Below are 23,343 nucleotides of genomic sequence, written 5' to 3'. Positions count from 1 at the left end.
CCCCTCATGCACGCTTGCGAATGACGACAATCAGGCAATCGCCTCCGGACGCGGACGGGCAATCGCAAACACCACCGCCACGGCCACCAGGTCGAACGCGGCCAGCAACACGAACAAGGGGCCATAGCCAATCTGCGTGACGAGGATGCCGAAGAGCAGCGTGAACAGCGTCGCCCCCAGGTAGCCGCTCATGCCGGTCAGGCCGGTGGCAGTGGCCACCTGATTCTTGGTGAACACATCGGAAGTGATCGAATACAACGCGCCCGACAGCGTCTGGTGCGCAAATCCGCCGATGGAGAGCAAGGCGATGGCCACATACGGACTATCGACGAAGCCCACGCAAGCCGGCCCGATCATGGCCAGACTGCCCACCAGCATCACCAGCTTGCGCGAAGTGAACAGCGACACGTTCAAGTGCTTGTGGAAGAACGGGCTCAGGTAGCCGCCCAGTACGCAACCGATGTCCGCCGCCAGGAAAGGCAGCCAGGCGAACATGGCGATTTCCTTGATGTTCATGTGGCGCTCGGTGGCCATGTACAGCGGGATCCAGGCATTGAAGGTCTGCCACGCCGGTTCCGACAGGAAGCGCGGAATGGCGATCGACCAGAAGTTCTGGCTGCGCACAATCTTGGTCCAGCTTTCACGCACGACTTTTTCAGGCGTCTTTTCCTGGCCGTCGAGGATGTAGTCGCGCTCTTCCGGCGAGAGCAGCTTCTGGTCACGCGGGCTCTTGTAGAACAGCATCCACAGGAAGAACCACAACACGCCCAGCACGCCCACCACCACGAAGGACATCTTCCAGCCGCCGTGCAGGATGGTCCACACCACCAGGGGCGGTGCGCACAGCGCGCCAATCGAGGAACCGATGTTGAACCAGCCGATGGCCACCGACCGTTCCTTGGCCGGGAACCACTCGGTGGAGGCCTTCACGCCACCGGGAATGCCGGCCGCTTCGGTCATGCCCAGCAGCGCGCGGAAGAAGGCCAGGCTCTGCCAGCCGGTCGCCAGTGCAGCCGCCGCGCACACCAGCGACCAGGCCAGGGCGAAGATGCCGAAGCCGATCTTGGTGCCCACCGCGTCGAGAACGTAGCCGGCCACCGGCTGCATGACCGCATAGCTGATCTGCCACGCCACCACGATGTAGGAGTACTGCTGGGTACTCATGTCCAGCTCTTTCATCATGGTCGGGGCGGCCACCGACAGCGTGTTGCGGGCCAGGTAATTGACGATCAGGGCCAAGGTGACCAGCGTCACCATGTACCAGCGGATTCCTCTTACGTACTTCATGGCGTCTCCAAAATGGATAGTTCTTCAAAGGGCAGGCAATGCGCGGCCCGTCGCCCCAGGGTCTGGTTGTGCGCCCGCTCTCGCGGTGGATGGCGCACAGCCGTCATCCCCCGGCGGCACAGGGCCGCCTGGGCTCAGGCAGATCGGGAATGCATGCCTGTCTCCAGATGAAGTTTTCTTATCTTTTTTATCATTTTATTTATACGATGTCGTATAAGTTGAGCTGCGATTAGTCGGACTAATTCTTCATGCAGGTGGACAACTCTAATGATCGCGGCTCCGGAAGTCAACCGAATTAAATGCAGATTCCTTCACGGAAACGGCTTTGCAGGCCGATTTCAGGGGGATGAGGTGAATCTTCCCGCGCGCCGGGCAGCCCAGGCTTGCGCCCCGGCGCAGAACCCTTCATAGTGACCGCAGACGAACTTCCCGGCAGCAGTCATCGTACATGTCAGCATTCCACCCGCCCTCCCCCGATTCTTCACATCGCGGCCAACTCAGCCGGTCCGAACACATCTGCAAGCAGATCATCGCGTCCATCCTGCGCGGGGAACTGGGCGAGAACCGCAAGCTGCCCACCGAAGTGGAACTGGCGCAGCGCTACGAGGCTTCCCGCACGACGGTACGGGAAGCGCTCTCGCGCCTGCGTTCGGAAGGTATCGTGGTCTCGCGCCGGGGCTCGGGCAACTATGTGCAGCGGCTGCCGGTCCTGCAAAGCAGCGCGCCGGCGCAGATTGCCAGCATTCCTGACGTGGAGCGCTATTACGCATTTCGCGCGTGTGTGGAAGTGGGTGCGGCAGGCATTGCGGCCACGGCCCGCGAGGACGAGGACATCGCCCTGATGCGCCATTGCCTGCAAGCGCTGCGGCGCGCGCAGCTGCAAGGCCAGACCGGCGTGGAGGAAGATCTGGCGCTGCACATGGCCATTGCCCGGGCCACCCGCAATCCCTTCTTCATCTCCACCATCGAACATGCGCTGGGCCCGATCCGCCAGTGCATGGAACTGGCGCAGAACCTGGGTTCACCGCAGGAGAGCGAGCGCATCCAGGTCATCGACGACGAACATCAGGCCATCATCGATGCCATCGCCCAAGGCTCGGCGCAAGACGCCGAGGCGGCCATGCGTGCACACATCGGGCATGCGCGCCAGCGCATTTTCGAAGGCCGCTGAACGCTGCGCATGACGCAACAACGCCGGGCCATGCTGCACCCGGCGTGGCTGGAACAGATACGGCTTATGCGGGATTCTGCACGGCAGCCGGCAGATCGCGGCCGTGATGTTTCTTGTAGATGGCATTGAGCTTGCCATTCTTCTGGTTGGTCTTGACCCAGTTGTCGATCCATTCCTTCAGGCGTGGCTGGTTCTTGTTGATGGCGATGCCCAGGTCAAAGGCCTTCTGTTCAAATTTCATTTCCAGATTCTTGCCCGGCGCCTTCTTCTGCATCTCCTGCAGGTTGGAAGGCGTGCTGGAAAAGACTTCCACCTGGCCCGTGACCATCGAGGTGATGAGGGTGGCGTCATCCTCGTAGCGCATGATCTCCGCGCCCTTGGCGTTCTGCGTGGTCAGCGTATCGTTGGGCGTGGCGCGGGTGACGCCGATGCGCTTGCCGTTGAGGTCGGCATAATCCTTGATCGCCATGCTTTTGGGCGCGCCGATGATGAGGCTGATGACCGCATAGGGCGTGGAAAAATCGATGACCTTCAGGCGCTCCGGCGTGATCGACAGCGAGCCCACCACGATATCAGCGCGATTGGATTGCAGGGTCGGCACCCGCGCGGCATTGGCCACCTGGATCAGGTCGAGCTGCACGCCCAGGTCCTGCGCCAGCAGGCGCGCGGCGTCGACGTCGGAGCCGGCCGGCTGCAGCTTGTCGTCGCTGTAGCCGAACAGCGGCGTGCTGGACGTGGTGGCGATGCGGATCTTGCCGGCCTTCTTGATATCGTCGAGCTGGTCGGCGTGCGCGGCATGGGAAGCGAGGCCCAGGATCAGGGCCGCAATGGCCGGGCGTGCAAGGTGGCGTAATGGGCTTAGTTTCATTTTGTGTCTCCGTTATTTTATGAATGGTCAGGTCAGGCAACAGCGTTTGCGCTACAGGTCGGCAGCCAGGAAGGCTTGCAGTTCGGGGGTGTGCGGATGGTCCAGCATGTCGCCGGGACCGACTTCCCACACTCTGCCCTGGTGCATGTAGATGATGCGGTCGGCCACCCGCTTGGCGAAGTTCATCTCGTGCGTCACCAGCAGCATGGTCATGCCATTGGCGGCCAGGTCTTCCATCACGCGCAGTACTTCGCCGGTCAGTTGCGGGTCCAGTGCCGAGGTCACTTCATCGAACAGCATCACCTTGGGCGACATCGCCAGCGAGCGCGCAATGGCCACGCGCTGCTGCTGGCCGCCCGAGAGCTGCTCGGGATAGGCATTGGCCTTTTCATCGAGCCCCACCTGCGCCAGCGCGGCCAGGGCCACGCGGCGCGCCTCGGCCTTGTCCTGCTGCTTGACGTGGCGCAGCGCCAGCATGACGTTTTCCAGCACGTTGAGATGCGGGAACAGGTTGTAGCTCTGGAACACGATGCCCACCTCGCGCCGCAGCCTGTGCAGGTCGACCTGCGGATCATCGACACGGATGCCGGCCACTTCGATGCTGCCGGAGTCAATGGTCTCCAGCCGGTCGATACAGCGCAGCGCGGTGGACTTGCCGGAACCGGAGGCGCCGATGATGGCGATCATCTCGCCGCGCGCGACTTCAAAGGACACGCCTTTCAGGACCTGGTTGTCACCAAAACTCTTGTAGACCTGGTCCAGCCGGACGATGACCGGCTGCGCTTCCTGAGACGCCGCCACGGCGCGCAGATGCGGTGCGGATTCGGGTTTAGCGATGGCTGACATTGAGCTTTCTCTCCATGGATGCGCTCCAGCGCGATAAGGGATAGCAGAGCAGGAAGTAGAAGGACCCCACCAGCAGGAACACCAGGAAGGGCTGGAAGATGGAGTTGTTGATGATCTGACCGGCCCGCGTCAGTTCGACGAAACCGATGACCGACGCCAGCGAGGTCATCTTGATCAGTTGCACCAGGAAGCCGATGGTCGGCGGCAGCGACAGCCGCGTGGCCTGCGGGATGATGACCAGGCGCAGCGTCTGCCAGCGTGTCAGCGACAGACATTCGGAGGCCTCCCACTGCGGGCGCGGCATGGCCTCCACGCAACCGCGCCAGATGTCGCCCAGATACGCGCTGGCGTAGATCATCATCGCCAGCCCTGCTGCCACCAGTGCCGGCAGCACCAGCCCGTACACCGACAAGCCGAAATAGACGATGAAGAGCAGGATCAGCAAGGGTATGCCCTGCACGCATTCGATGAAGAGGATGGCAGGCCGCCGCAGCCAGGCGCGTGGCGAGATGCGCGCCAGCATCACCAGGAATCCGCCGATGCCACCGAGCACGAAAGCCAGTAGCGACAAGACCAGGGTCCAGCCGATCGATTGCACCATGAAGAAGAAATAGGTCCAGCTGAAGTTGCCCATCATGACGTGCTCCCTTCGATGCGCAGCGAGGCCGCGGTGTTGACCGCCACCGGCCGCGAAGCGGCATGTACATACGGCACATGGGCCAGCGGTGCCATCGCTGCCGGATCGCTGGCGGGCAAGCGCGACACCGGACTGCGCCGGCCCTGTGCAGCCGCGCGGCGCAAGGTGCGGCGGCGTTTGAAAATAGTTTCACCGATGGAATAAGCCACCAGCTTGACCAGCACGGCCAGCACCAGGTACAGGGCAGCCACCACGAGATAGGTTTCCAGTGAACGGAAGGTATCGGACTGCACGGTATTGGCGATGGCCGTCAACTCCTCGGCGGAAATCTGCGAGGCCATCGCCGAGGCCTGCATCATCAGCAGGAACTGGCTGGTCAGTGCCGGATAGACGCGCTCGATGGCCGGCTGCAGCATCACGTGCCAGCGGATGCGCCAGACCGACAGGCCCAGGCATTCGGCGGCTTCGATCTGTCCGCGCGGCACCGAATCAATGCCGGCGCGAATGATCTCGGCGGCATAGGCGGCGATGTTGATGATCATGGCCAGCACCGCTGCCGCGAAGGTCGGCATGCGGATACCAAGACTGGCCAGGCCGAAGTACAGCAGGAAGATCTGCACCAGGAACGGGGTATTGCGCACCACCTCGATGTAGCCGCTGCAGGTGCGGGCCACGAAGCGATTAGGACTGTTCTTGGCGAAGGCGACGAAGATGCCGATGGCCACGCCGACGATGACGGCCAGCGTCGTCATCTTCAGCGTCAGCCAGGCACCGTGCAGGAACACGGGCCAGTAGGGCGCCAGTGGCGTGAAGTCGAGAGAGAAGTTCATGGGCTGCCGGGTCCGTCAAGGTTTCAGGGAACCGGACATCGGTGCGGCGCGGGCGCGATCCTGCTGCGTGCGAGCGGCCCGGTGTGCCGGGTGCTGCCTTGCTGCGATTCAGGTCAAGCTGTTGCGTGCGGTGCTGCCATGCCGCGCGCTGAAGAATGGCGTGGCGCGCGGAAAATGCAATGAACTGCGGCGATGAACTACGACGGAATGCCGCGATGAAACGAGAAAACGCTGTGGATAAATTAAGTTAGTTCGCCAACGGATCAAAGGGTCCGGCAGCCGTAAAGGCGCCACCTTGCAGGGTCGCCACCGGATCATCGGCGGCCGGCTGCGGTTGCGCTTCCACCTTGGCGCGGAAGATTTCCGAACTGTCCTTGGGCGCATAGCCCAGGTGCGCGGCGTGGCGGTTGTCCCACCAGGTCTTGGCGTTGGCCGACATGCCGTAGACGATGGTGTGACCCACGCCAGGGATGAACAGCGCACGGCGCAGCAGTTGCTCGAAATCGTCCATGCTCATCCAGCTGGCCAGCATGCGGCGGTTGGTCGCTTCCGGGAAGATCGATCCGATGCGGATGCTCACCGTCTCCACGCCATAGCGGTCGAAGTAGAACTGCGCCATGTCTTCGCCATAGGACTTGGACAAGCCGTAGTAGCCATCGGGACGCTTCATGTCGTGCGCATCGATGCGCTCATCCTGGCCATAGAAACCGGTGACGTGATTGGAGCTGGCGAAGATGACACGCTTGACGCCATGGCGGCGGGCGGCCTCGTAGATATGGAAGACGCCCTTGATGTTGGCTTCCAGGATCTCTTCGAAGGGACGCTCCACCGACACGCCACCGAGGTGGATGATGGCCTCGCAGCCTGCCACCATCGCATCGACCGCGGCGCGGTCGGCCAGGTCGCAGCCCAGCACTTCTTCATGCGCCGCCGCGGGACCCGCGGCCTCCATGGCCGCAGCCAGATCCGCTACCCGCACACGCTCGGCGAAGGATGCCAGGCGGCCACGCAATTGCCGGCCCACGCCACCGGCCGCGCCGGTCAGCAGGAGTCGGGAAAAACGGGCGGTCTGCCACGCATCACGGTCGGTGTCTGCGCTCATGCGGGCTGTCTCCTGATGGTTGCTCATCGTTGTTGTTGTCGGATCGGGTGCTGCATTCAAAGGCGGTGATCTCGCCGATAGGCCTGCGCCTTCATCGGGTCGGCAGAGCTTGTACGTTGTCGTATCACTTGGCGGATTATTCCCGCCGGTGTACGGCTTGTCAACCAGATTAAGGGGCAAGTGATGGCTTCAGATATGAAGCTTCACGCAGGAAGCACTTGCAGCAAAATATCGCCAAAACCCATTCATTTCACGATAAAAATACCGCAATTTACATCAACATCCACAATGGTGCGGGCAGTTCAGCGCCGACCAGCGGGATGCTGACGTGGCGGCCGATGATGATGACCCGCTGCTGCGCCGACATCATGCCGGCGCAGCAGCGGATCGGGCGCTGACGGCCGTCAGCTCGATCACGACGGACTGCGCTGCACAGCTGCCACAGGCTGCGCAGTGTCCTCATTCCAGCCCCCGCCCAGGACCTTGTAGAGCGTAATGCGATTGCTCTGCTCGGTCAGTCGCAGCGAGATCAGCGTCTGCTGTGCAGAGTACAGCGTGCGCTGCGCTACCAGCGTGGTGAGATAGCTGTCGATGCCATTCTTGTAGCGTGCCTCGGACAAGCGGAAGGCCTTCTCGCTGGCCGCCGTGGCCCGACCCTGTGCGTCCAGCCGCTGGTCCAGCGTGGCGCGCACGGCCAGTGCGTCGGCCACTTCACGGAAGGCGGTCTGGATCGCCTTCTCGTAATTCGCCACATCGATGTCGCGTGTGATCTTGGACGAGTCCAGGCTGGCACGCAGGCTGCCCGCATTGAAGATGGGCAGGTTGATCGACGGCACGAAACTCCAGCTGCCACTGCCGGCCTTGAACAAGCCGCCCAGCGTGCGGCTGGCCGTACCGCCATCAGCGGTGAGCGAAATGCTGGGGAAGAAGGCCGCGCGCGCTGCTCCGATGTCGGCATTGGCGGACTTCAGGGTATGCTCCGCCGCCAGCACATCCGGGCGACGCAGCAATACTTGCGACGGCAAGCCGGCAGGCGTGGCAGGCAATACGCTGGCGGTATCCGGCAAGCCGGTGGGCAGCAGCGCCGCATCGATATCGGCCCCGACCAGCAGGCGCAGGGCATTGATGTCCTGCGCAACCTGGCTGGTGTAGCTGGCCACATCGGCACGTGCCGCTTGCACCGTGGCTTCCTGGCTGGCCAGATCGACCCCGGAGACGGTGCCGATATCATGGCTGCGCTGGCTCAGTTCGAAGGTGCGCGACTGGCTGGCATAGGTGTCCTGCGCCAGCTTCAACAGCTCGCGGTCGGAGGCCAGCGTGAGCCACGCCGTGGCCACTTCGGCCACCAGGCTGATGTGCGTGCTGCGACGGGTCTCGACCTGATACTGATAGGTCTCCAGCGCCGCATCCGAGAGATTCTTCAGGCGACCGAAGAAATCGAGTTCGTAAGCGCTGATCCCTACCGTCACGCTCTGCTGCCGCGACACCGTGGCGCGGCCGCTGGTGGTCAGCTCAGACGGCGTGCGGCTGGCGGTACTGGTGCCGGTGGCGGAAATGGCCGGATAGCGATCGGCATCGGTGATGCGATATTGCGCACGCGCCTTCTCGATGTTCAACGCCGCCACCCGCAGGTCACGGCTGTTCTCCAGCGCAGCGGCGATCACCTGCTGCAGGCGTGGATCGAGGAAGAATTCGCGCCAGCCGAGCTGGTCCGCATCAATTTCGCCAGCGGCCTTGCCGGCGTTGCTGCCGACCGGCTTGCCATCGACCTGCTGGGTCCAGCTGGCCGGCACCGGTGCGGCCGGCTGCGCGTAATCGGGCGCGAGATTGGCGCAGCCCGCCAGCGCTGCCGTGAGCGCCAGCACCATGGCCGTGCGGGTCCGGAGAATGGATTTTTGTTGTGCGGGCCGGGTCATCACACACCCTCCTTTTGTGTCGCGTGATCGTCATCCTGGCGCGGCTTCTTCGCCGCGCGGCGATCCAGCCAGGTGCCGATCAGGTAGTAGAACAAGGGCACGAAGAAGATGCCCAGCAAAGTGGCCGAGAGCATGCCGCCCAGCACGCCCGTGCCGATGGCGCGGCGGCTGGCCGAGCCGGCGCCGCTGGCCACGGCCAGCGGCAGCACGCCGAACATGAAGGCCAGCGAGGTCATCAGGATCGGACGCAGGCGCAGCTGCACCGCTTCCAGCGTGGCATCCCGCAGGCTCTTGCCGGACTCGTGCAATTGCTTGGCGAATTCCACGATCAGGATCGCGTTCTTGGCCGACAAGCCCACCGTGGTCAACAGCCCCACCTGGAAATACACGTCATTGGACATCCCGAAAATCCCCGTCAGCAGCACGGTCCCGACGATGCCCAGCGGCACCGCCAGGATCACCGCGAAGGGTACCGACCAGCTCTCATACAAGGCCGCCAGGCAGAGGAACACGAAGAGGATGGAAATCGCATACAGCATCGGAGCCTGGTTGCCCGAGAGCCGCTCCTGATAGGACGAACCGGTCCATTCGAAACCGATGCCGGCCGGCAGTTGCGCCACCAGTTTTTCCACTTCGGCCATGGCCGTGCCCGAGCTCACGCCCGCGGCCGGTTCACCGACGATCTCGAAGGACGACACGCCGTTGTAGCGTTCCAGCAGGGAAGGTCCGTACGTCCACTTGCTGCTCATGAAGGCCGAGAACGGCACCATCTGGCTGGCCGAGTTGCGCACATACCAGCGGTTCAGGTCTTCGGCCTGCATGCGGAAGGCGGAATCGCCCTGCACATAGACCTTCTTGACGCGCCCGTTGCTGAGAAAGTCATTCACGTAGGTGCCGCCCATGGCAGTGGCCAATGTCGAGTTGATGTCAGAGGTCGCAATCGACAGCGCATCGGCCTTGCGGTCATCGATGGCCACACGCAATTGCGGCGTGTCATCAAGGCCGGTGGTCCGCACATTGGCCAGCAGCGCATTGCCGCGCGCCAGTTGCAGGAACTGGTCACGCGCCTTCAACAGCGCATCGTGGCCCACGCCGCCCACATCCTTCAATTCCAGGTCGAAGCCCGAACTCTGTCCCAGGCCGCGCACCGCAGGCGGATTCATCAGGAACACGCGCGCCCCGCGAATCTTGGACAAGTCCGCGTTGGCCAGGCGTACCAGCTCGGAAGCCGACTGCCCGGCACCGGTACGCTGGTCCCACTCCTTCAAGCGGATGAAGGCGCGCGCACCGTTCTGGCTGTTGCCGCCCACGCCTGCACCGACGATGGCCAGCACCGAATCGACCGACTCGGGCTTGTTCATGAAGTATTCCTGCACGGTCTTCACGACGGTTGCGGTCTGCTCGGCGGTCGCGCCCGTGGGCAACTGGATCTGAGCCATCAGCACGCCCTGGTCTTCTTCCGGCAGGAAGGACGTGGGCAGGCGCATGAACAGCACCGCCATCGCCACGGCGATCAGCGCATACATCAGCAGACCGCGCTTGCCGCGCTTGAGCAGGCCACCGACACCGCCCTGGTAGCGGGTGGCGTTGCGGTCAAAGGTGCGGTTGAACCAGGTAAAGAATTTTCCTTGCTGCACGTGGCCACTCGCATGCGGCTTGAGCAGCGTGGCGCACAGGGCCGGCGTCAGGGTCAGCGCCACCATCACCGACAAGGCCATGGCCGAGACGATGGTGATGGAGAACTGGCGATAGATCACGCCGGTCGATCCGCCAAAGAAGGCCATCGGGATGAACACCGCCGACAGCACCATGGCGATACCGACCAGCGCACCGGTGATTTCCTGCATGGACTTGCGGGTGGCCTCCTTGGGACTGAGCTTTTCTTCGCTCATCAGGCGCTCGACGTTTTCCACCACCACGATGGCATCGTCCACCAGCAAGCCGATGGCCAGCACCATCCCGAACATGGTCAGGGTGTTGATGGAATAGCCGAACATGGCCAGGATGCCGAAGGTCCCCAGCAGCACCACCGGCACCGTGATGGCCGGAATGAAGGTAGCGCGGATATTCTGCAGGAACAGATACATGATCAGCACCACCAGCACGATGGCTTCGATCAGGGTCTTGACCACTTCTTCCAGCGACACGCGCACGAAAGGCGTGGTGTCGTAGGCGATATTGGTCTTGAGCTTCATGGAGGCCGGGAAGTAAGGCTCCAGCTCGGCCATCTTCTTCTTGACCGCGTCCGCCGTGGCCAGCGCATTGGCGCCGGTGGCCAGCTGGATCGCCAGCGCCGAAGACGGTTTTCCGTTCTGCTGCGAGGCCACCTGATAGCTCTCGCCACCCAGCTCCACGCGGGCCACATCAGATAGTTTCACCACTGAACCATCGGCGGAAGACTTGACGATGATGTTGCGGAATTCATCCGGCGTAGTCAGCTTGCTGCGCGCCGTGATGGTGGCGTTGATCTGCTGACCCGGTTGCGCCGGCAGTGCGCCAATCTCGCCGGCCGACACTTCGGTGTTCTGCGCTTCGAGCGCACTGGTGACGTCGGATGGCATGAGCGCGTACTTCTGCAGCTTGGCCGGATCGATCCAGATGCGCATCGCGTAATTGGTGCCGAAGGCAGTCACGTCGCCCACGCCTTCCACGCGGCTGATCTGGTCGGTCAGCGTGCTGCTGATGAAGTCGCCGATGTCGATGCTGGTGATGCGCGGATCATCCGAGGTCAGCGACAGCACCATCAGGATATCGGTGGAGGCCTTGGTAACGGTCACGCCATTGTTCTGCACCGCCTGCGGCAGGCGCGCCGTGACCTGCTGCAGCTTGTTCTGCACCTGCATCTGGGCCACGTCCGGATTGGTCCCGGCGGTGAAGGTCAGCGCCACTGTGGCGCTGCCGGCCGAACTGGAGCTGGCCGACATGTATTGCAGGTTGTCCAGGCCCTTCATCTGCTGTTCGATGACCTGGGTCACCGAATCTTCCAGGGTCTTGGCCGAGGCACCGGTATAGGTGGCCTTGATGTTGACCTTGGGCGGCGCGATGTCCGGATACTGCTCCAGCGACAGCGAGCGGATCGACATCATCCCGCCCAGCATGATGATGATGGCGATGACCCACGCGAAGATGGGCCGGTCGATAAAGAAACGTGCCATGTGCGCCTCGCTTACTTCGACTGGACGCTGGTGGCCGCGGCAGCGGAATCGCCCGCCTTGTCGGCATCACCGCCCAGCGAGGGGTCAGCAGCCGCCGCAGCGGCTTCACGCGCCAGGTCCTTCTGCAAGCTGTCGGTGATGTCGATGGCACGCGGAGTGTCACCGGTACGCACCTTCTGCAAGCCATCGACGATGAGCTTGTCGCCTTGCTGCAACCCACGGCTGACCCACCAGTTGTTGCCCACGGCGCGTGCCACGGTCACCAGGCGCTGCTGGACCTTGCCGTCGGCCCCCAGCACCAGGGCCGTCGCCGCACCGGTCTGGTCGCGGCTGACGGCTTTCTGCGGCACCAGTAGCGCATGGTCATCCACTCCTTCTTCCAGCACCGCACGCACATATGCGCCGGGCAGCAGCACGCCATCCGGATTCGGGACCACCGCGCGCAGCGTGATCATGCCGGTGCCGGTATCGACCGACAGGCCCGTGAATTCGAGCTTGCCGGTGCGCTCATAGGTGGAGCCGTCTTCCAGCAGGATCTTGACCTGGGCGGCATTGTCACCACTCTTCTTGATCTGGCCGCTGGCCAGTTCGCGGCGCAGGCGCAGCAGGTCCACGGTGGATTGCGTCACGTCGACGTAGATCGGGTCGATCTGTTGCACCGTGGTCAGTGCGGTGGTCTGGCTGGCCGTCACCAGCGCGCCGGGAGTGACGCTGGATTTCTCGATGCGGCCCGAGATGGGCGACAGGATCTTGGTGTATTGCAGGTTGATGGCTGCGGTCTGCACGGCGGCCTTCTGCACTTCCACGTCGGCCTGGTTCTGGCGCAGCGTGCTCTGGGCGTCGTCGTTGTCCTGCTTGGAGACGGCGTCGATCTTGTTCAGCTCGGCATAACGGTCGGCCTTCAGCTTGGAGGAGGCCAGCGTGGCCTGTGCCTTCAGCAGGGAAGCCTTGGCGCTGTCATAGGCCGCCTGGTAGCTGGCCGGATCGATCTGGTACAGCGGCTGGCCGGCCTTGACGTTGCTGCCTTCCTTGAACAGGCGCTTCTGGATGATGCCGCCCACCTGCGGACGGATGTCGGCCGCCAGATAGGCCGTGGTACGGCCGGGCAACTCGGTGGTCAGCGCCTGGCGCTGGGCCTTGACGACCACATAGCCGACTTCGGACTGGGCCGCAGGCTTGGGCTGGTCGCCGGATTTGGAGCAGGCGCCAAGGACGGCCACCAGCATCAGCGACAGCACCAGGCGGGCTGCGGTGGAGGAACTGCGCCCCGGGCGGCGCGGGAGTGAGAGGTTTTCGTGCATGATCGGGTGGCTTTCTGCCCGTCCGCCAGCCGCCATGGGCGCGGGTTCCGGGCGCAATGAGCTATCGGACCTGCGATTATGGAAAACAAATGTGAGGGAAAAATGAGCAAGCGCGACGGCATGTCCGTCCTGCAACATCGCGCATGACATTGGCAACTCGTGCGCCACCGCCGGCCGGGTTCTTGATAAGCTCTGGCCTGATTCCACCGACCGCCTGCTGCATCCCATGTCCATCGCCCACTCGATCGCCGAGCTGACCGACCGCTTCTTCTATCGCGCCAACATTCGCCTCAAGCTCTTCTATGCGATGCTGGCCCTGATCGTGGCGGTGATTGCGGCCATCAATGGCGCGGGGCATTACATCTTCAACCGCGACTTCCTCGGCTATCTCAACGAGCAGGCCCAGCAGCGCATGGAAGACATGGTGCCGCGCCTGGAACAGGCTTATCGCGAGCACGGCAATTGGGAATTCCTGCGCGACAATCCGCGCGCCTGGTTCGAATTGATGAAGCCCGCCATCGTCGAACACAGCGGTGCGGTACGTACTTCCGGTCCCACCTTCACCCCCTCCGACCTGACCGGCGCGACCCTGCGTTTCTCGCTGCTCGATGCGCGCCGCCAATTGGTGATCGGCTATCCGGATGTCGGTCCCGATGCGCGCCTGAGCCCGCTGATGCAGGATGACGTGATCGTCGGCTGGGTGGCGCAGACGCCCTTCGAGAGCGTGATCGGCTCCATCGACCTGCGGTTCCAGCAAAGCCAGTTCCTGGCGCAGATCATCATTGCGGTGGTGGCCGTGATGCTGGCGGCGTTCCTGGTGGTGCGTATCTCGGGTGTACTGACCCGTCCGTTGACGCGTGTAGCCCGCGCCACGCACCGCTTGGCGGGCGGCGATTATGCGATCCGGGTGGAAGTGGAATCGGGCGACGAAGTGGGCATGCTGGCACAGGACTTCAACCAGCTGGCCATGACGCTGGAGCGCAACGAGAAACTGCGGCGCGAATTCATGGCCGATGTCTCGCATGAATTGCGCACCCCCTTGGGCATCCTCAACGGCCAATTGGAAGCCCTGGAAGATGGCGTACTGCAGCCCGACGCGCAGACGCTACGCTCGCTCAAGAGCGAGGTGGAACATCTCAACAAGCTGGTCGGCGATCTCTACGATCTGTCACTGGCCGATGCCGGTGCCCTTACCTATCGCCGCACCGACGTCGACCTGGCACCGCTGCTGCGCGACAGTGCGGCGATCTACGCCGAGCGTTTCAGCCAGCGCGGCATGACGCTGACCTGCAGTCTGCCCGCCACCATGCCGGTGCATGCCGATGCGGCGCGCCTGCAGCAACTGCTCAACAACCTGTTCGAAAACAGTCTGCGCTATACCGACAGCGGCGGCCGTCTGCAGGTGCATGCGCAACTGCTGCATCAGCACTGGCACCTGGTCTTCGATGACAGCGAACCGGGCGTGCCTCCTGACGTCATGGCGCGCCTGTTCGAGCGCTTTTTCCGGGTCGAGGCCTCGCGCAACCGCGCCAGCGGCGGTGCCGGGCTGGGCCTGGCGATCTGCCGCCGCATCGTCGATGCGCATCAGGGGACCATCGGTGCCACCGCCTCACCCCTGGGCGGACTACGGGTCTCGGTGGTGTTGCCGGCCCGCGCAGAAGATGAGGAAGACCGCGCATGAACGAATCCACGGACGATTTCCGCTTCGCGCCGCCCGAGCGGGCCGACATCCTCATCGTCGAGGATGAACCGAAGCTGGCTGAACTGCTGCAGAAATACCTGGCGGTGGCCGGCTATACCTCGCGCCATGTGGCACGCGGGGATGCGGCGCTGGATGCAGTCCGCGCACAGCGGCCGGACCTGATCCTGCTGGACATCATGTTGCCGGGGATGGATGGGTGGGAAATCTGCCGCCAGTTGCGTACCTTCTCGGACGTGCCGGTACTGATGCTGACGGCGCGCGCCGAGGAAGAAGACCGCCTGCGCGGACTGGAGCTGGGGGCCGATGACTACATCGGCAAGACCCCGTTTTCGCCACGCGAGATCGTGGCGCGGGTCAAGTCCATGCTCAGGCGCAATGCCTCGGTGCAGCGTTCAGTGCCAGCGGACACACAGCCGCAGAGCAGCTCGCCGCTGGTCATCGACGAGACCCGCCATCAAGCCAGCGTACGTGGCGAGCCGCTCAACCTGACGCCGCTGGAACTGCGCCTGCTCAAGACGTTCGCGGCCGCGCCGGGCCAGGTGTTTTCGCGGGAACAGCTGCTCAACCACCTGCACGATGACGACCGTTCTGTCACCGATCGCGCCATCGATACCCACATCAAGAACTTGCGCCGCAAGCTCGAACCCTGCTTCCCCGGACACAATGCCATCCAGGCGGTGTATGGCGTGGGTTATTGCTTCGCGTTGCCACCGGAATGAAAGACATCCTTCCATTCATTCCAGATTGGAATGAATGGAATATGTGGCATATATCGCATATATGGATGGCGTAACCGCGAATTACGTTTGGCAGAACCTGCTTGAAACACGCCCCGCCGAACCAGCCTCAACGCTGGATCTTGAACACACTCACCACCTGTGACAAGCGCCCCGCCTGATCCTGCAAGGACTGCGCGGCGGCGGCGGCTTCTTCGACCAGCGCCGCATTCTGCTGGGTCACTTCATCCATCTGGGTGATGGCGCGATTGATCTCCTCGATGCCGGTGCTCTGCTCGCTGCTGGCTGCGCTGATCTCGGCCACGACATCGGTGACGCGCTTGACGCTGGCCACCACCTCGCTCATGGTGGCACCCGCGCGTTCGACCAGCTGGCTGCCTGCACCGACCTTCTGCACCGAGTCGTCGATGAGCTGCTTGATCTCCTTGGCGGCAGAAGCCGAACGCTGTGCCAGCGAACGCACTTCGGAAGCCACCACCGCAAAGCCGCGTCCCTGCTCACCGGCACGCGCCGCTTCCACGGCCGCATTCAAGGCGAGAATGTTGGTCTGGAAGGCGATGCCGTCAATCACCGTGATGATGTCGGCAATGCGGTTCGAGCTTTCGGTGATGCCTTCCATGGTCTGCACCACCTGGCCCACCACTTCGCCGCCCTGGCTGGCCACGTCGGAGGCCGATGCAGCGAGCTGGTTGGCCTGGCGGGCATTGTCGGCGTTCTGCTTGACGGTGGCCGTCAGTTCTTCCATGGCCGAGGCGGTTTCTTCCAGTGAACCGGCCTGCTCTTCGGTGCGCGAGGACAGGTCGAGGTTGCCGGTCGCGATTTCCTGCGAGGCCGTGGTGATGGCATCGGTGCCGTAGCGCACTTCGCTGACAATCTTGTTCAGGCTGTCGTTCATGGCGCGCAAGGAATGCATCAGCATGCCGGTTTCATCCTTGCTGTCGGAACGGATGTCCACCGTCAGGTCGCCCTGCGCCACGCGCTCGGCCACGCTCACCGCCTCATTGAGCGGACGCGAGACCGCACGTGCCACCGCCAGCGCCAGCCCGAAAGCGATCACCACGATGGCGGCCAGCAGGCCGATGATCCAGGCCCGCGCGGAATTGAAGACATCGCTGGCGGTCTGGTCCGAACGCATGCTGCCGGCGTCGTTGATCTTGATGATCTCGTCCATGCTTTCCAGCATGCTGCGGAAGGTCTTGTTGGAATCGCCCTTGAAGATCGCGCGCGCTTCCTCTTCCTTGCCGGCACCGGAAATCTCGGCGAGCTTCTTGTCGATCTCCAGATAGGTGGCGAAGCTCTTGGAGAACTTCTCGTAGGCGAGCTTTTCTTCCGCTTCCGAAATCTGGGCTTCGTAGGTGGCACGCTGTTTGGCCAGGATATCCAGGCGCGACTTGATGGCCTTGAGCGCATCTTCACGCTCGGCGGGGGTGGCCGCCGTGATCATCTGCAATTCGGAAATGCGCATGCGCGGCAGTGAAGCCTGGATCGACTGCGCCGCCTTGATCGTGGGCAGCCAGTTGGTGGCCATGTCGGTGGAGGCCTGGTTCACCGCCTTCAATTCGCGGATCGCGAAGATGCCCAGGATGACCGTCAGGATGATGACGGCCGCAAAGGAAAGAATGAGCTTCTTGGCGATCTTCAGATTATTGAACCAGTTCATGTCTGCCTCGTTGTTTCGCTTGTGATGGATTTCACCAGCGATTCTAGGCAGCTCAGGAAGCGGCCATAACGCTGATTACACGGGCGTTTACGGGGCAATTGCCCGCTTCCTTCCTGAAGCTGACAAGCGCGACAGGAAGTGTGCCAACTATCGTGCAAACTGGTCAGGCCACCTGATCACTACTTCTCCGCAGACGATAATGTTTTCGATTGCACAAGAGGCGTTTCCTCGCGGCGGACATGCCAGTCTCCACCCAGGGCCTTGATCAGGAACACCGACACCAGCAGCCGCTGTCCCATCAACTGCGCCGCCTGGCGCTCGCTGTTGAGCAGGGCCTGCTGGGCGGTGATGACATCGAGATAAGGCGTGGCACCGCCCTCGTAACGGCTGGTGGCGATGTCCAGCACGCGGCGGGCACTGGCAATGGCCGATTGCGATTGCCGCCAGGCGCGGTCCAGTGAAGCGATACCGGTGATGCCATCTTCCACTTCCTGCATCGCGGTCAGCACGGTGCGGCGATAGGTCGCCACGGTGGCGTTGTAGCCGGCCTGGGTGAAGTCCACCCCCGCGCGCAAGCGGCCGGCATCGAACAAACTTTGCGAGGCCGACACCCCCAGTGACCACAGCACGCTGGGTGCGTTGAAGAGCGTGGCCCAGTTGCGGCTGTCCACGCCATAACCGGGCTGCAGCATGAAGCTGGGATAGAAGGCTGCGCTGGCCACGCCGATCTGCGCATTGGCGGCGGCCATGGAACGTTCGGCGGCGGCCACATCGGGGCGGCGCTCCAGCACGTCCGACGGGATTCCCAGCGGAATCTCCGGCAGCGCGATGGGCGCCAGCGAAGGAGGCAGGCTGAAGGCCGGTGCCGGGGTGCCGGTCAGCGTGGCGATGGCGTGCTCGTATTGCGCCCGCTGCCGGCCCAGCAGATCCACCTGGGTCAGCGTGTTGTCCAGCAGGGCTTGCTGCTGGGCCACGTCCAGCCCCGAGGTGGCGCCCAGGTCGTGGCGCGCGGTGGCCAGTTCCAGCGCCTTGCGCTGCAGTTCGATGGCACGCCGGACCACGTCCAGCTCGATGTCCAGCTCGCGCAGGTTGAAGTAATTGCTGGCCAGTTCTGCCGTCAGCAGCAGGCGGGTGTTTTCCAGATCCGCCGCCGATTGCTGGGCCGAAGCCGTGGCCGCTTCCACCGAACGGCGCACGCGCCCGAAGAAATCGAGTTCGTAACTGACATTCAAACCCAGCGCGAAATCGTTTTGTACGGTCGCGAAGTTGGGCGAGTTGTAGTTGGTCAGCGGCCGGTTGGCCGAGATGCGGGCGCGCGCCGCACGCGTATTGATGCCGACCTGCGGGGCTTGCGCCGCGCCTGCCACATCCAGCTGCGCACGCGCCTGCGCCAGCCGCGCCGTGGCGATGGCCAGCGTCTGGTTGCCGGCCAGGGCCTGCTGCTGCAGGGCGTTGAGTTGCGCATCATTGAAGCGCTCCCACCAGGGCCCGCGCGGGGCGGCGTCCTGCGGCTGCATGGCGCGCCACGGCGCTTCCGGGGTCCAGGCGGCGGGCATGTCGACCTGCGGCCGCACGTAGTCGGGACCGCTGGCGCAGGCGGCCAGCAACACGGCGGCGGCCAAGGCGATAGCGATGCTGTGGCGGCGCGGCAGGCTCATGAGGCGGCCTTCTTGTCGGCGGCCTTGTCCTTGGGCTGCTCCAGTGTGGGCTCGACCTGATCACCTTCAGCCAGCGAATCGGAAGGATTGAGGATCAGCTTTTCATCGCCCTTCAAGCCCTCCAGCACCTCCACGGTCAGGCCGAAATTGCGGCCCAGCCTGACCTTCTTCAGGCGCACCTTGTTCTGTTCACCCACCGCCGCCACCAGCGAGCCATCCCGCCGGAACATCAGCGTATCGGCCGCGACCAGCAGCGTGCCGCTGGGCTTCAACGGCAGCTCCACCTGCACGAAGGCACCGGGCAGCAGCGCGTTGTCGGCATTGGAGAGCGTGACCTCGATCTGCATCGACCGCGTGGCCGCATCGATGGACCCGGCCGTGCGAGCCACCTTGCCCTCGAACTTGCGCCCCCGCAGTTCGGACTGGGTCACCGTCACCTGCTGGCCCGGCTTGACCAGGTTGGCATAGGCCTGCGGCACGTTGACGTAGACCCGCAACGGATCGGTCTGCGACAGCACGAACAGCGCGCGGCCCGCGCCCGGGTCGATCAGGTCGCCCACATCCACGTTGCGGCGCGTGATGATGCCCGAGAACGGCGCCACGATGCGCTTGAAACCCTCGACCTGACGCAGCCGCTCGACGTTGGCGTCGGCCGCCGCCAGGTTGGAACTGGCCTGGGCAAAGGCGCTGCGGCGTTCATCGAGTTCCTGCTGGGAGACCGCGTCCTTCTTGCGCAGGGCTTCCCAGCGTGCCATCGAACTCCGGGCCAGCTCCATGCTGGAGGCGGCCTGCTGGCGCGCGGCTAGCGCTTGCGACAGTTGCTGGTCGATTTCCGGGGTATCGAGTTCGGCCAGCAGTTCGCCCTTCTTCACTTCCGATCCGATGTCCTTGGTCCAGCGCTTGAGATAGCCGCCCGAACGGGCCGAGATGGGCGACTGCACGAAGCCCTGCAGGCTGCCCGGCAAGGCCAGCGTCTGGCCCTCGGCGCTGCTGCGGGCCGGTGCCACCCGCACGAAGATCTTGGCACGTTCAGCGGTGCCGGCCTCCAGTGCACGGGCGTTGGCGGCGCGGCTCACGAGGGTGCGCGCAGCACCGGCGGCCAGCAATACCAGCACCACGACCAGCACCAGCCGGGCGCGCTTCATCATCTGCTGGCGCTGTTGCGGCTCGCCCTCGCCGAGAGGGTGGATGCCGAGTTCGGAATGACGGTCATGCGACATGGTTCAAGACTCCTGATGCGCGGGTCCGCCCGCCAGATGGCGTCGCCTTTCGGCGCGGCGGGCCAGCCGCTGATGCACACCGGCGAATACCACCGGTACGAAGAACAAGGTCGATACGGTGGCCAGCAGCAGGCCCCCGATCACGGCGCGCCCCAGCGGCGCGTTCTGCTCGGCGCCCTCGCCCAGGCCCAGGGCCATGGGGATCATGCCGATGATCATCGCCAGCGCGGTCATGAGCACCGGACGGATGCGGGTAGAGCCCGCCTCAAGCGCGGACGCCAGCGGTGTCGCGCCTTCCTCGCGGCGCTGCCGGGCAAAGGCGACGATGAGGATACTGTTGGCGGTGGCTACCCCCATGGTCATGATGGCACCGGTCAAGGCCGGCACCGACAACGTGGTGCCGGTGAGGAAGAGCATCCACGCAATCCCCGCCAGTGCAGCCGGCAAGGCGGCGATGATGATGGCCGCATCGATCCACGACTGGAAGTTCACCACCACCAGCAGGTAGACCAGCACGATGGCCATGGCCAGACCCACGCCCAGGCCGATGAAGGAGGACTGCATGGTCTCCACCTGGCCACGGATGGCCACCTGGCTGCCGCGCGCCAGCTTGGGCTTGATCTCCTCCACCAGCTTGGCAACCTTGCCCGCCACGCTGGCCAGGTCGGTGCCCTGCACGCTCACATAGACGTCGATGGCCGGCGAGATGTTGTAGCGCGAGGCCACCGCCATCTGGCGTCCCGCATGCACGTCGACCAGGTTGCCCAGCAGCTGCGGCGGCGTGGCGGCATTGGCACCGGCACCGACCGGGATGTTGAGCAGGGCATCGAGCGAATCGACCTGGTATTGCGGCGACTGCACCGCGATGCTGTAGACCACGCCATTGTTGGGATTGAGCCAGAAGGCCGGCTGTGTCTGCGAACTGCCGGACAAGGCGATCAGCAGGTTCTGCCCGACGTTGGCCGCAGACAGGCCGAACTGCTGCAGGCGCGTGCGATCCATGCGCAGGTCCAGCGAGGGGCCATCGAGGCGCTGGTGCACGTGGGCATCGACCGCGCCCGGAATCTGGCGGATCTGCTTGGTCAGTTCGGCGGCCAGGCGCGCGTTGGCTTCCATGTTGGGGCCGGTGAACTGCACGTCGATGGCGGCTGGCAGGCCGAAGTTGAGGATCTGGGTGACGATGTCGGCTGGCTGGAAGAAGAATTCGATACCCGGGAAGCGGCGCGGCAACTGCTCGCGCAGCAGCGATACCAGTTCCTCGGTAGGGCGATGGCCTTCCTTCAAGGCCATCAGGATCTCGCCATCGAGCGTGCCGATGGTGCCGGCATTGCTGTAGGAGAGGTTGATGCCGGAGTTGGGCACGCCCAGGTTGTCGAGGATGGTCTCCAGTTCCGAGGCCGGGATCAGTGAGCGGATGACGCGCTCGACTTCATCGGCGGCGCGCGCCGTTTCCTCGATGCGGGTGCCGGTCGGCATGCGCATGTGCAGGCGGATCTGGCCGCCGTCCACGTTGGGGAAGAAGTCGCGCCCGAGGAAGGGATAGAGCAGGCAGGACAGCAGACAAAACCCCAAAAAGCCCAGCGCGAAACGGCGCCGGTGCGCCAGCAGCGAAGACAGTACCAGCGTATAGCCATGGCGCACGCGCTCGAAGCGGCTGTCGAAGGCGCGATAGAGCCGCTGCAGCAGGCTCTGCTTGGCGCTGTCGACCTGGCCGTGACTGCCCATGAGCAACATCACCAGGGTCGGTACCAGGGTGCGCGAGAGCAGGTAGGAGGCGGCCATGGCGAACACCACCGCTTCGGCCAGCGGCACGAACAGGAAACGCGCCACGCCCGAGAGGAAGAACATCGGCACGAACACGATGCAGATGCACAGCGTCGCCACGAAGGCCGGCACGCCGATCTCGCCGGCCCCGACGATGATGGCGTCATGTAGCGGTTTGCCCAGGTGCAGGTGGCGTTCGATGTTCTCGATGGTGACGATGGCCTGGTCCACCAGGATACCCACCGACAGCGCCAGGCCGCCCAGGGTCATCAGGTTGAGCGTCTCGCCCAGCGCGGCCAACATCAGGATGGCCGCCATGATGGACAGCGGAATGGTCAGCCCGATGATGAGCGTGCTGCGCCAGTTGCCCAGGAACAGCAGCACCATGGCGGCCGTCAGCCCGGCGGCGATGAGCGCCTCGCTGATGACGCCGGTCACCGCCGCCTTGACGAACAGCGACTGGTCGAACAGCGGCGTGATCTTGATGTCTTCCGGCAGGGTCTGGGCGGCAGTCGGCAGCAGCTTGCGCAGGTTGTCGACGATGTCCATGGTAGAGGCCCCGCCATTCTTGAGGATGGACAGCAGCACGCCGCGCGCGCCATCCTGGCGCACCACGTTGGTCTGCGGCGAGAAGCCGTCGCGCACGTTGGCCACGTCCTTGAGGTAGATGGTGGCACCGTTGGCGGTGCGCACCGGCAGTTCATTCAAGCCGGCCACCGCTTCCGGCGAGCCGTTGAGCTTGACCGAATATTCGGTGCCCCCGAACTTGGCCGTACCGGAGGGCAGGATCAGGTTCTGGGTGTTGATGGCGTTGACCACGTCGATGGGCGAGAGGCCGCGCGACTGCAGCGCGGGCGTATCGAGGTCGACCGAGATCAGGCGCGTCTTGCCGCCATAGGGAAACGGTACGGCCACGCCGGGAATGGTGATGAGCTGCGGGCGCAGCGTCTGCACGGCGGTATCGAAGACGGTTTGCTCGGGCAGCGTGGGCGAGGACAGCGCCAGCTGCATCACCGGGATGCTGGAAGCCGAATACTTGATCACCAGCGGCGGCGTGATGCCCGGCGGCAGCTGGCGCAACTGCGACTGCACCGAGGCCACCACCTGGGCGATGGCGGTCTGGATGTTGGCCTTGGGCTGGAAGAACACCTTGATCACGGCCACCCCGGCCAGGGATTGCGACTCGATGTGTTCGATGTCGCTCACCACCGTGGTCAGGCCGCGCTCGTTCTGGGCGGCGATGCGCTGGCCCATCTCCTGGGCCGACAGGCCGTTGTAGTTCCAGATGACGGAGACCACCGGGATATTGATCTCGGGGAAGATGTCGGTGGCCATGTTCTTCAGCGTCAACGGCGTGGCCAGCACGATGAGCAAGGCCATCACGATGAAGGTGTACGGGCGGCGCAAGGCCAGCGCGACCATGTTCATGAACTGCGATCCCTGTGAAACGGGCAGGCCGGACCAGGCGCGCTGTGGCTCACCCATGCCC

At 64.0% G+C, this 23,343-nt stretch carries 17 protein-coding genes; 4 read left to right on the top strand and 13 right to left on the bottom strand.

What is annotated here, in order from left to right:
* Positions 1-30 precede the first annotated feature (30 nt).
* On the bottom strand, positions 31-1,287 hold the full coding sequence (locus JOD78_RS22285) for an MFS transporter (protein WP_204726808.1): 1,257 nt from the start codon (positions 1,285-1,287) through the stop codon (positions 31-33).
* Positions 1,288-1,735: 448 nt separating this feature from the next.
* On the opposite strand from JOD78_RS22285, the gene JOD78_RS22280 reads away from it, so the two are divergent.
* The gene (locus tag JOD78_RS22280; RefSeq protein WP_121041155.1) at positions 1,736-2,458 is read left to right on the top strand and encodes a FadR/GntR family transcriptional regulator; all 723 of its coding nucleotides are present in this window, start codon (positions 1,736-1,738) and stop codon (positions 2,456-2,458) included.
* Between the two features lie 64 nt (positions 2,459-2,522).
* Here the strand turns inward: JOD78_RS22280 and JOD78_RS22275 are convergent, their stop codons facing one another.
* From JOD78_RS22275 to JOD78_RS22255, 5 genes are all read right to left on the bottom strand, one after another.
* Complete coding sequence (locus JOD78_RS22275; RefSeq protein ID WP_121041157.1) at positions 2,523-3,326, bottom strand: transporter substrate-binding domain-containing protein; 804 nt, start codon at positions 3,324-3,326, stop codon at positions 2,523-2,525.
* A 51-nt stretch (positions 3,327-3,377) separates the two neighbouring features.
* Positions 3,378-4,172, bottom strand: a complete 795-nt coding sequence (locus JOD78_RS22270; RefSeq protein ID WP_209569510.1) for an amino acid ABC transporter ATP-binding protein — start codon at positions 4,170-4,172, stop codon at positions 3,378-3,380.
* Entirely contained in the window at positions 4,156-4,809 is a 654-nt protein-coding gene (locus JOD78_RS22265) for an amino acid ABC transporter permease (protein WP_121041161.1), read from the bottom strand. Before JOD78_RS22265 ends, JOD78_RS22270 begins: the two co-directional genes overlap by 17 nt.
* Positions 4,806-5,639, bottom strand: coding sequence for an amino acid ABC transporter permease (locus JOD78_RS22260; protein WP_204726805.1), 834 nt, complete (start codon positions 5,637-5,639; stop codon positions 4,806-4,808). The genes JOD78_RS22265 and JOD78_RS22260 overlap by 4 nt, the downstream gene beginning before the upstream one ends.
* Positions 5,640-5,886: 247 nt before the next feature.
* Complete coding sequence (locus tag JOD78_RS22255) at positions 5,887-6,741, bottom strand: NAD(P)-dependent oxidoreductase (RefSeq protein ID WP_121041165.1); 855 nt, start codon at positions 6,739-6,741, stop codon at positions 5,887-5,889.
* 218 nt (positions 6,742-6,959) lie between these two features.
* On the opposite strand from JOD78_RS22255, the gene JOD78_RS22250 reads away from it, so the two are divergent.
* Entirely contained in the window at positions 6,960-7,139 is a 180-nt protein-coding gene (locus JOD78_RS22250; protein ID WP_134040186.1) for a hypothetical protein, read from the top strand.
* 15 nt (positions 7,140-7,154) lie between these two features.
* Here the strand turns inward: JOD78_RS22250 and JOD78_RS22245 are convergent, their stop codons facing one another.
* Genes JOD78_RS22245 through JOD78_RS22235 form a run of 3 tightly spaced genes read right to left on the bottom strand, consistent with a single transcriptional unit; the run spans position 7,155 to position 13,113 of the window.
* Positions 7,155-8,657: an efflux transporter outer membrane subunit gene (locus JOD78_RS22245; protein ID WP_209569511.1), complete on the bottom strand. Its 1,503-nt coding sequence runs from the start codon at positions 8,655-8,657 to the stop codon at positions 7,155-7,157.
* The gene (locus JOD78_RS22240) at positions 8,657-11,812 is read right to left on the bottom strand and encodes an efflux RND transporter permease subunit (protein WP_121041169.1); all 3,156 of its coding nucleotides are present in this window, start codon (positions 11,810-11,812) and stop codon (positions 8,657-8,659) included. Before JOD78_RS22240 ends, JOD78_RS22245 begins: the two co-directional genes overlap by 1 nt.
* Before the next feature lie 11 nt (positions 11,813-11,823).
* Positions 11,824-13,113: an efflux RND transporter periplasmic adaptor subunit gene (locus JOD78_RS22235; protein ID WP_280921011.1), complete on the bottom strand. Its 1,290-nt coding sequence runs from the start codon at positions 13,111-13,113 to the stop codon at positions 11,824-11,826.
* Positions 13,114-13,339: 226 nt separating this feature from the next.
* Between JOD78_RS22235 and JOD78_RS22230 the strand changes: the two genes are divergently transcribed.
* The gene (locus tag JOD78_RS22230) at positions 13,340-14,794 is read left to right on the top strand and encodes an ATP-binding protein (protein WP_121041171.1); all 1,455 of its coding nucleotides are present in this window, start codon (positions 13,340-13,342) and stop codon (positions 14,792-14,794) included.
* A complete protein-coding gene (locus JOD78_RS22225) occupies positions 14,791-15,534 on the top strand; it encodes a response regulator (RefSeq protein ID WP_121041173.1) in 744 nt (247 codons plus the stop codon). The genes JOD78_RS22230 and JOD78_RS22225 overlap by 4 nt, the downstream gene beginning before the upstream one ends.
* A gap of 127 nt (positions 15,535-15,661) precedes the next feature.
* Here the strand turns inward: JOD78_RS22225 and JOD78_RS22220 are convergent, their stop codons facing one another.
* From JOD78_RS22220 to JOD78_RS22205, 4 genes are all read right to left on the bottom strand, one after another.
* The gene (locus JOD78_RS22220; protein WP_121041175.1) at positions 15,662-17,212 is read right to left on the bottom strand and encodes a methyl-accepting chemotaxis protein; all 1,551 of its coding nucleotides are present in this window, start codon (positions 17,210-17,212) and stop codon (positions 15,662-15,664) included.
* Between the two features lie 179 nt (positions 17,213-17,391).
* A complete protein-coding gene (locus JOD78_RS22215; protein WP_209569514.1) occupies positions 17,392-18,870 on the bottom strand; it encodes an efflux transporter outer membrane subunit in 1,479 nt (492 codons plus the stop codon).
* Positions 18,867-20,090, bottom strand: a complete 1,224-nt coding sequence (locus JOD78_RS22210) for an efflux RND transporter periplasmic adaptor subunit (RefSeq protein ID WP_209569516.1) — start codon at positions 20,088-20,090, stop codon at positions 18,867-18,869. The genes JOD78_RS22215 and JOD78_RS22210 overlap by 4 nt, the downstream gene beginning before the upstream one ends.
* 3 nt (positions 20,091-20,093) lie before the next feature.
* Positions 20,094-23,282 carry an efflux RND transporter permease subunit gene (locus tag JOD78_RS22205; RefSeq protein ID WP_134134247.1) on the bottom strand — a complete coding sequence of 1,063 codons (3,189 nt, stop codon included), beginning with the start codon at positions 23,280-23,282 and terminating at the stop codon, positions 20,094-20,096.
* Positions 23,283-23,343: the final 61 nt, after the last annotated feature.

The sequence above is a fragment of the Herbaspirillum sp. 1130 genome (assembly GCF_017833835.1).
Classification (GTDB): Bacteria; Pseudomonadota; Gammaproteobacteria; order Burkholderiales; family Burkholderiaceae_D; genus Herbaspirillum; species Herbaspirillum huttiense.
Note: the sequence above shows the minus strand (reverse complement) of the source record. Positions and strands in the feature narration are given on the sequence as shown.

What these genes read in the sequence shown, in the direction of transcription:
- JOD78_RS22285 (WP_204726808.1), bottom strand. Translation starts at nt 1,287, where the DNA reads ATGAAGTACGTAAGAGGAATCCGCTGGTACATGGTGACGCTGGTCACC.
- JOD78_RS22280 (WP_121041155.1), top strand. Translation starts at nt 1,736, where the DNA reads ATGTCAGCATTCCACCCGCCCTCCCCCGATTCTTCACATCGCGGCCAA.
- JOD78_RS22275 (WP_121041157.1), bottom strand. Translation starts at nt 3,326, where the DNA reads ATGAAACTAAGCCCATTACGCCACCTTGCACGCCCGGCCATTGCGGCC.
- JOD78_RS22270 (WP_209569510.1), bottom strand. Translation starts at nt 4,172, where the DNA reads ATGTCAGCCATCGCTAAACCCGAATCCGCACCGCATCTGCGCGCCGTG.
- JOD78_RS22265 (WP_121041161.1), bottom strand. Translation starts at nt 4,809, where the DNA reads ATGATGGGCAACTTCAGCTGGACCTATTTCTTCTTCATGGTGCAATCG.
- JOD78_RS22260 (WP_204726805.1), bottom strand. Translation starts at nt 5,639, where the DNA reads ATGAACTTCTCTCTCGACTTCACGCCACTGGCGCCCTACTGGCCCGTG.
- JOD78_RS22255 (WP_121041165.1), bottom strand. Translation starts at nt 6,741, where the DNA reads ATGAGCGCAGACACCGACCGTGATGCGTGGCAGACCGCCCGTTTTTCC.
- JOD78_RS22245 (WP_209569511.1), bottom strand. Translation starts at nt 8,657, where the DNA reads ATGACCCGGCCCGCACAACAAAAATCCATTCTCCGGACCCGCACGGCC.
- JOD78_RS22240 (WP_121041169.1), bottom strand. Translation starts at nt 11,812, where the DNA reads ATGGCACGTTTCTTTATCGACCGGCCCATCTTCGCGTGGGTCATCGCC.
- JOD78_RS22235 (WP_280921011.1), bottom strand. Translation starts at nt 13,113, where the DNA reads ATGCACGAAAACCTCTCACTCCCGCGCCGCCCGGGGCGCAGTTCCTCC.
- JOD78_RS22230 (WP_121041171.1), top strand. Translation starts at nt 13,340, where the DNA reads ATGTCCATCGCCCACTCGATCGCCGAGCTGACCGACCGCTTCTTCTAT.
- JOD78_RS22225 (WP_121041173.1), top strand. Translation starts at nt 14,791, where the DNA reads ATGAACGAATCCACGGACGATTTCCGCTTCGCGCCGCCCGAGCGGGCC.
- JOD78_RS22220 (WP_121041175.1), bottom strand. Translation starts at nt 17,212, where the DNA reads ATGAACTGGTTCAATAATCTGAAGATCGCCAAGAAGCTCATTCTTTCC.
- JOD78_RS22215 (WP_209569514.1), bottom strand. Translation starts at nt 18,870, where the DNA reads ATGAGCCTGCCGCGCCGCCACAGCATCGCTATCGCCTTGGCCGCCGCC.
- JOD78_RS22210 (WP_209569516.1), bottom strand. Translation starts at nt 20,090, where the DNA reads ATGTCGCATGACCGTCATTCCGAACTCGGCATCCACCCTCTCGGCGAG.
- JOD78_RS22205 (WP_134134247.1), bottom strand. Translation starts at nt 23,282, where the DNA reads ATGAACATGGTCGCGCTGGCCTTGCGCCGCCCGTACACCTTCATCGTG.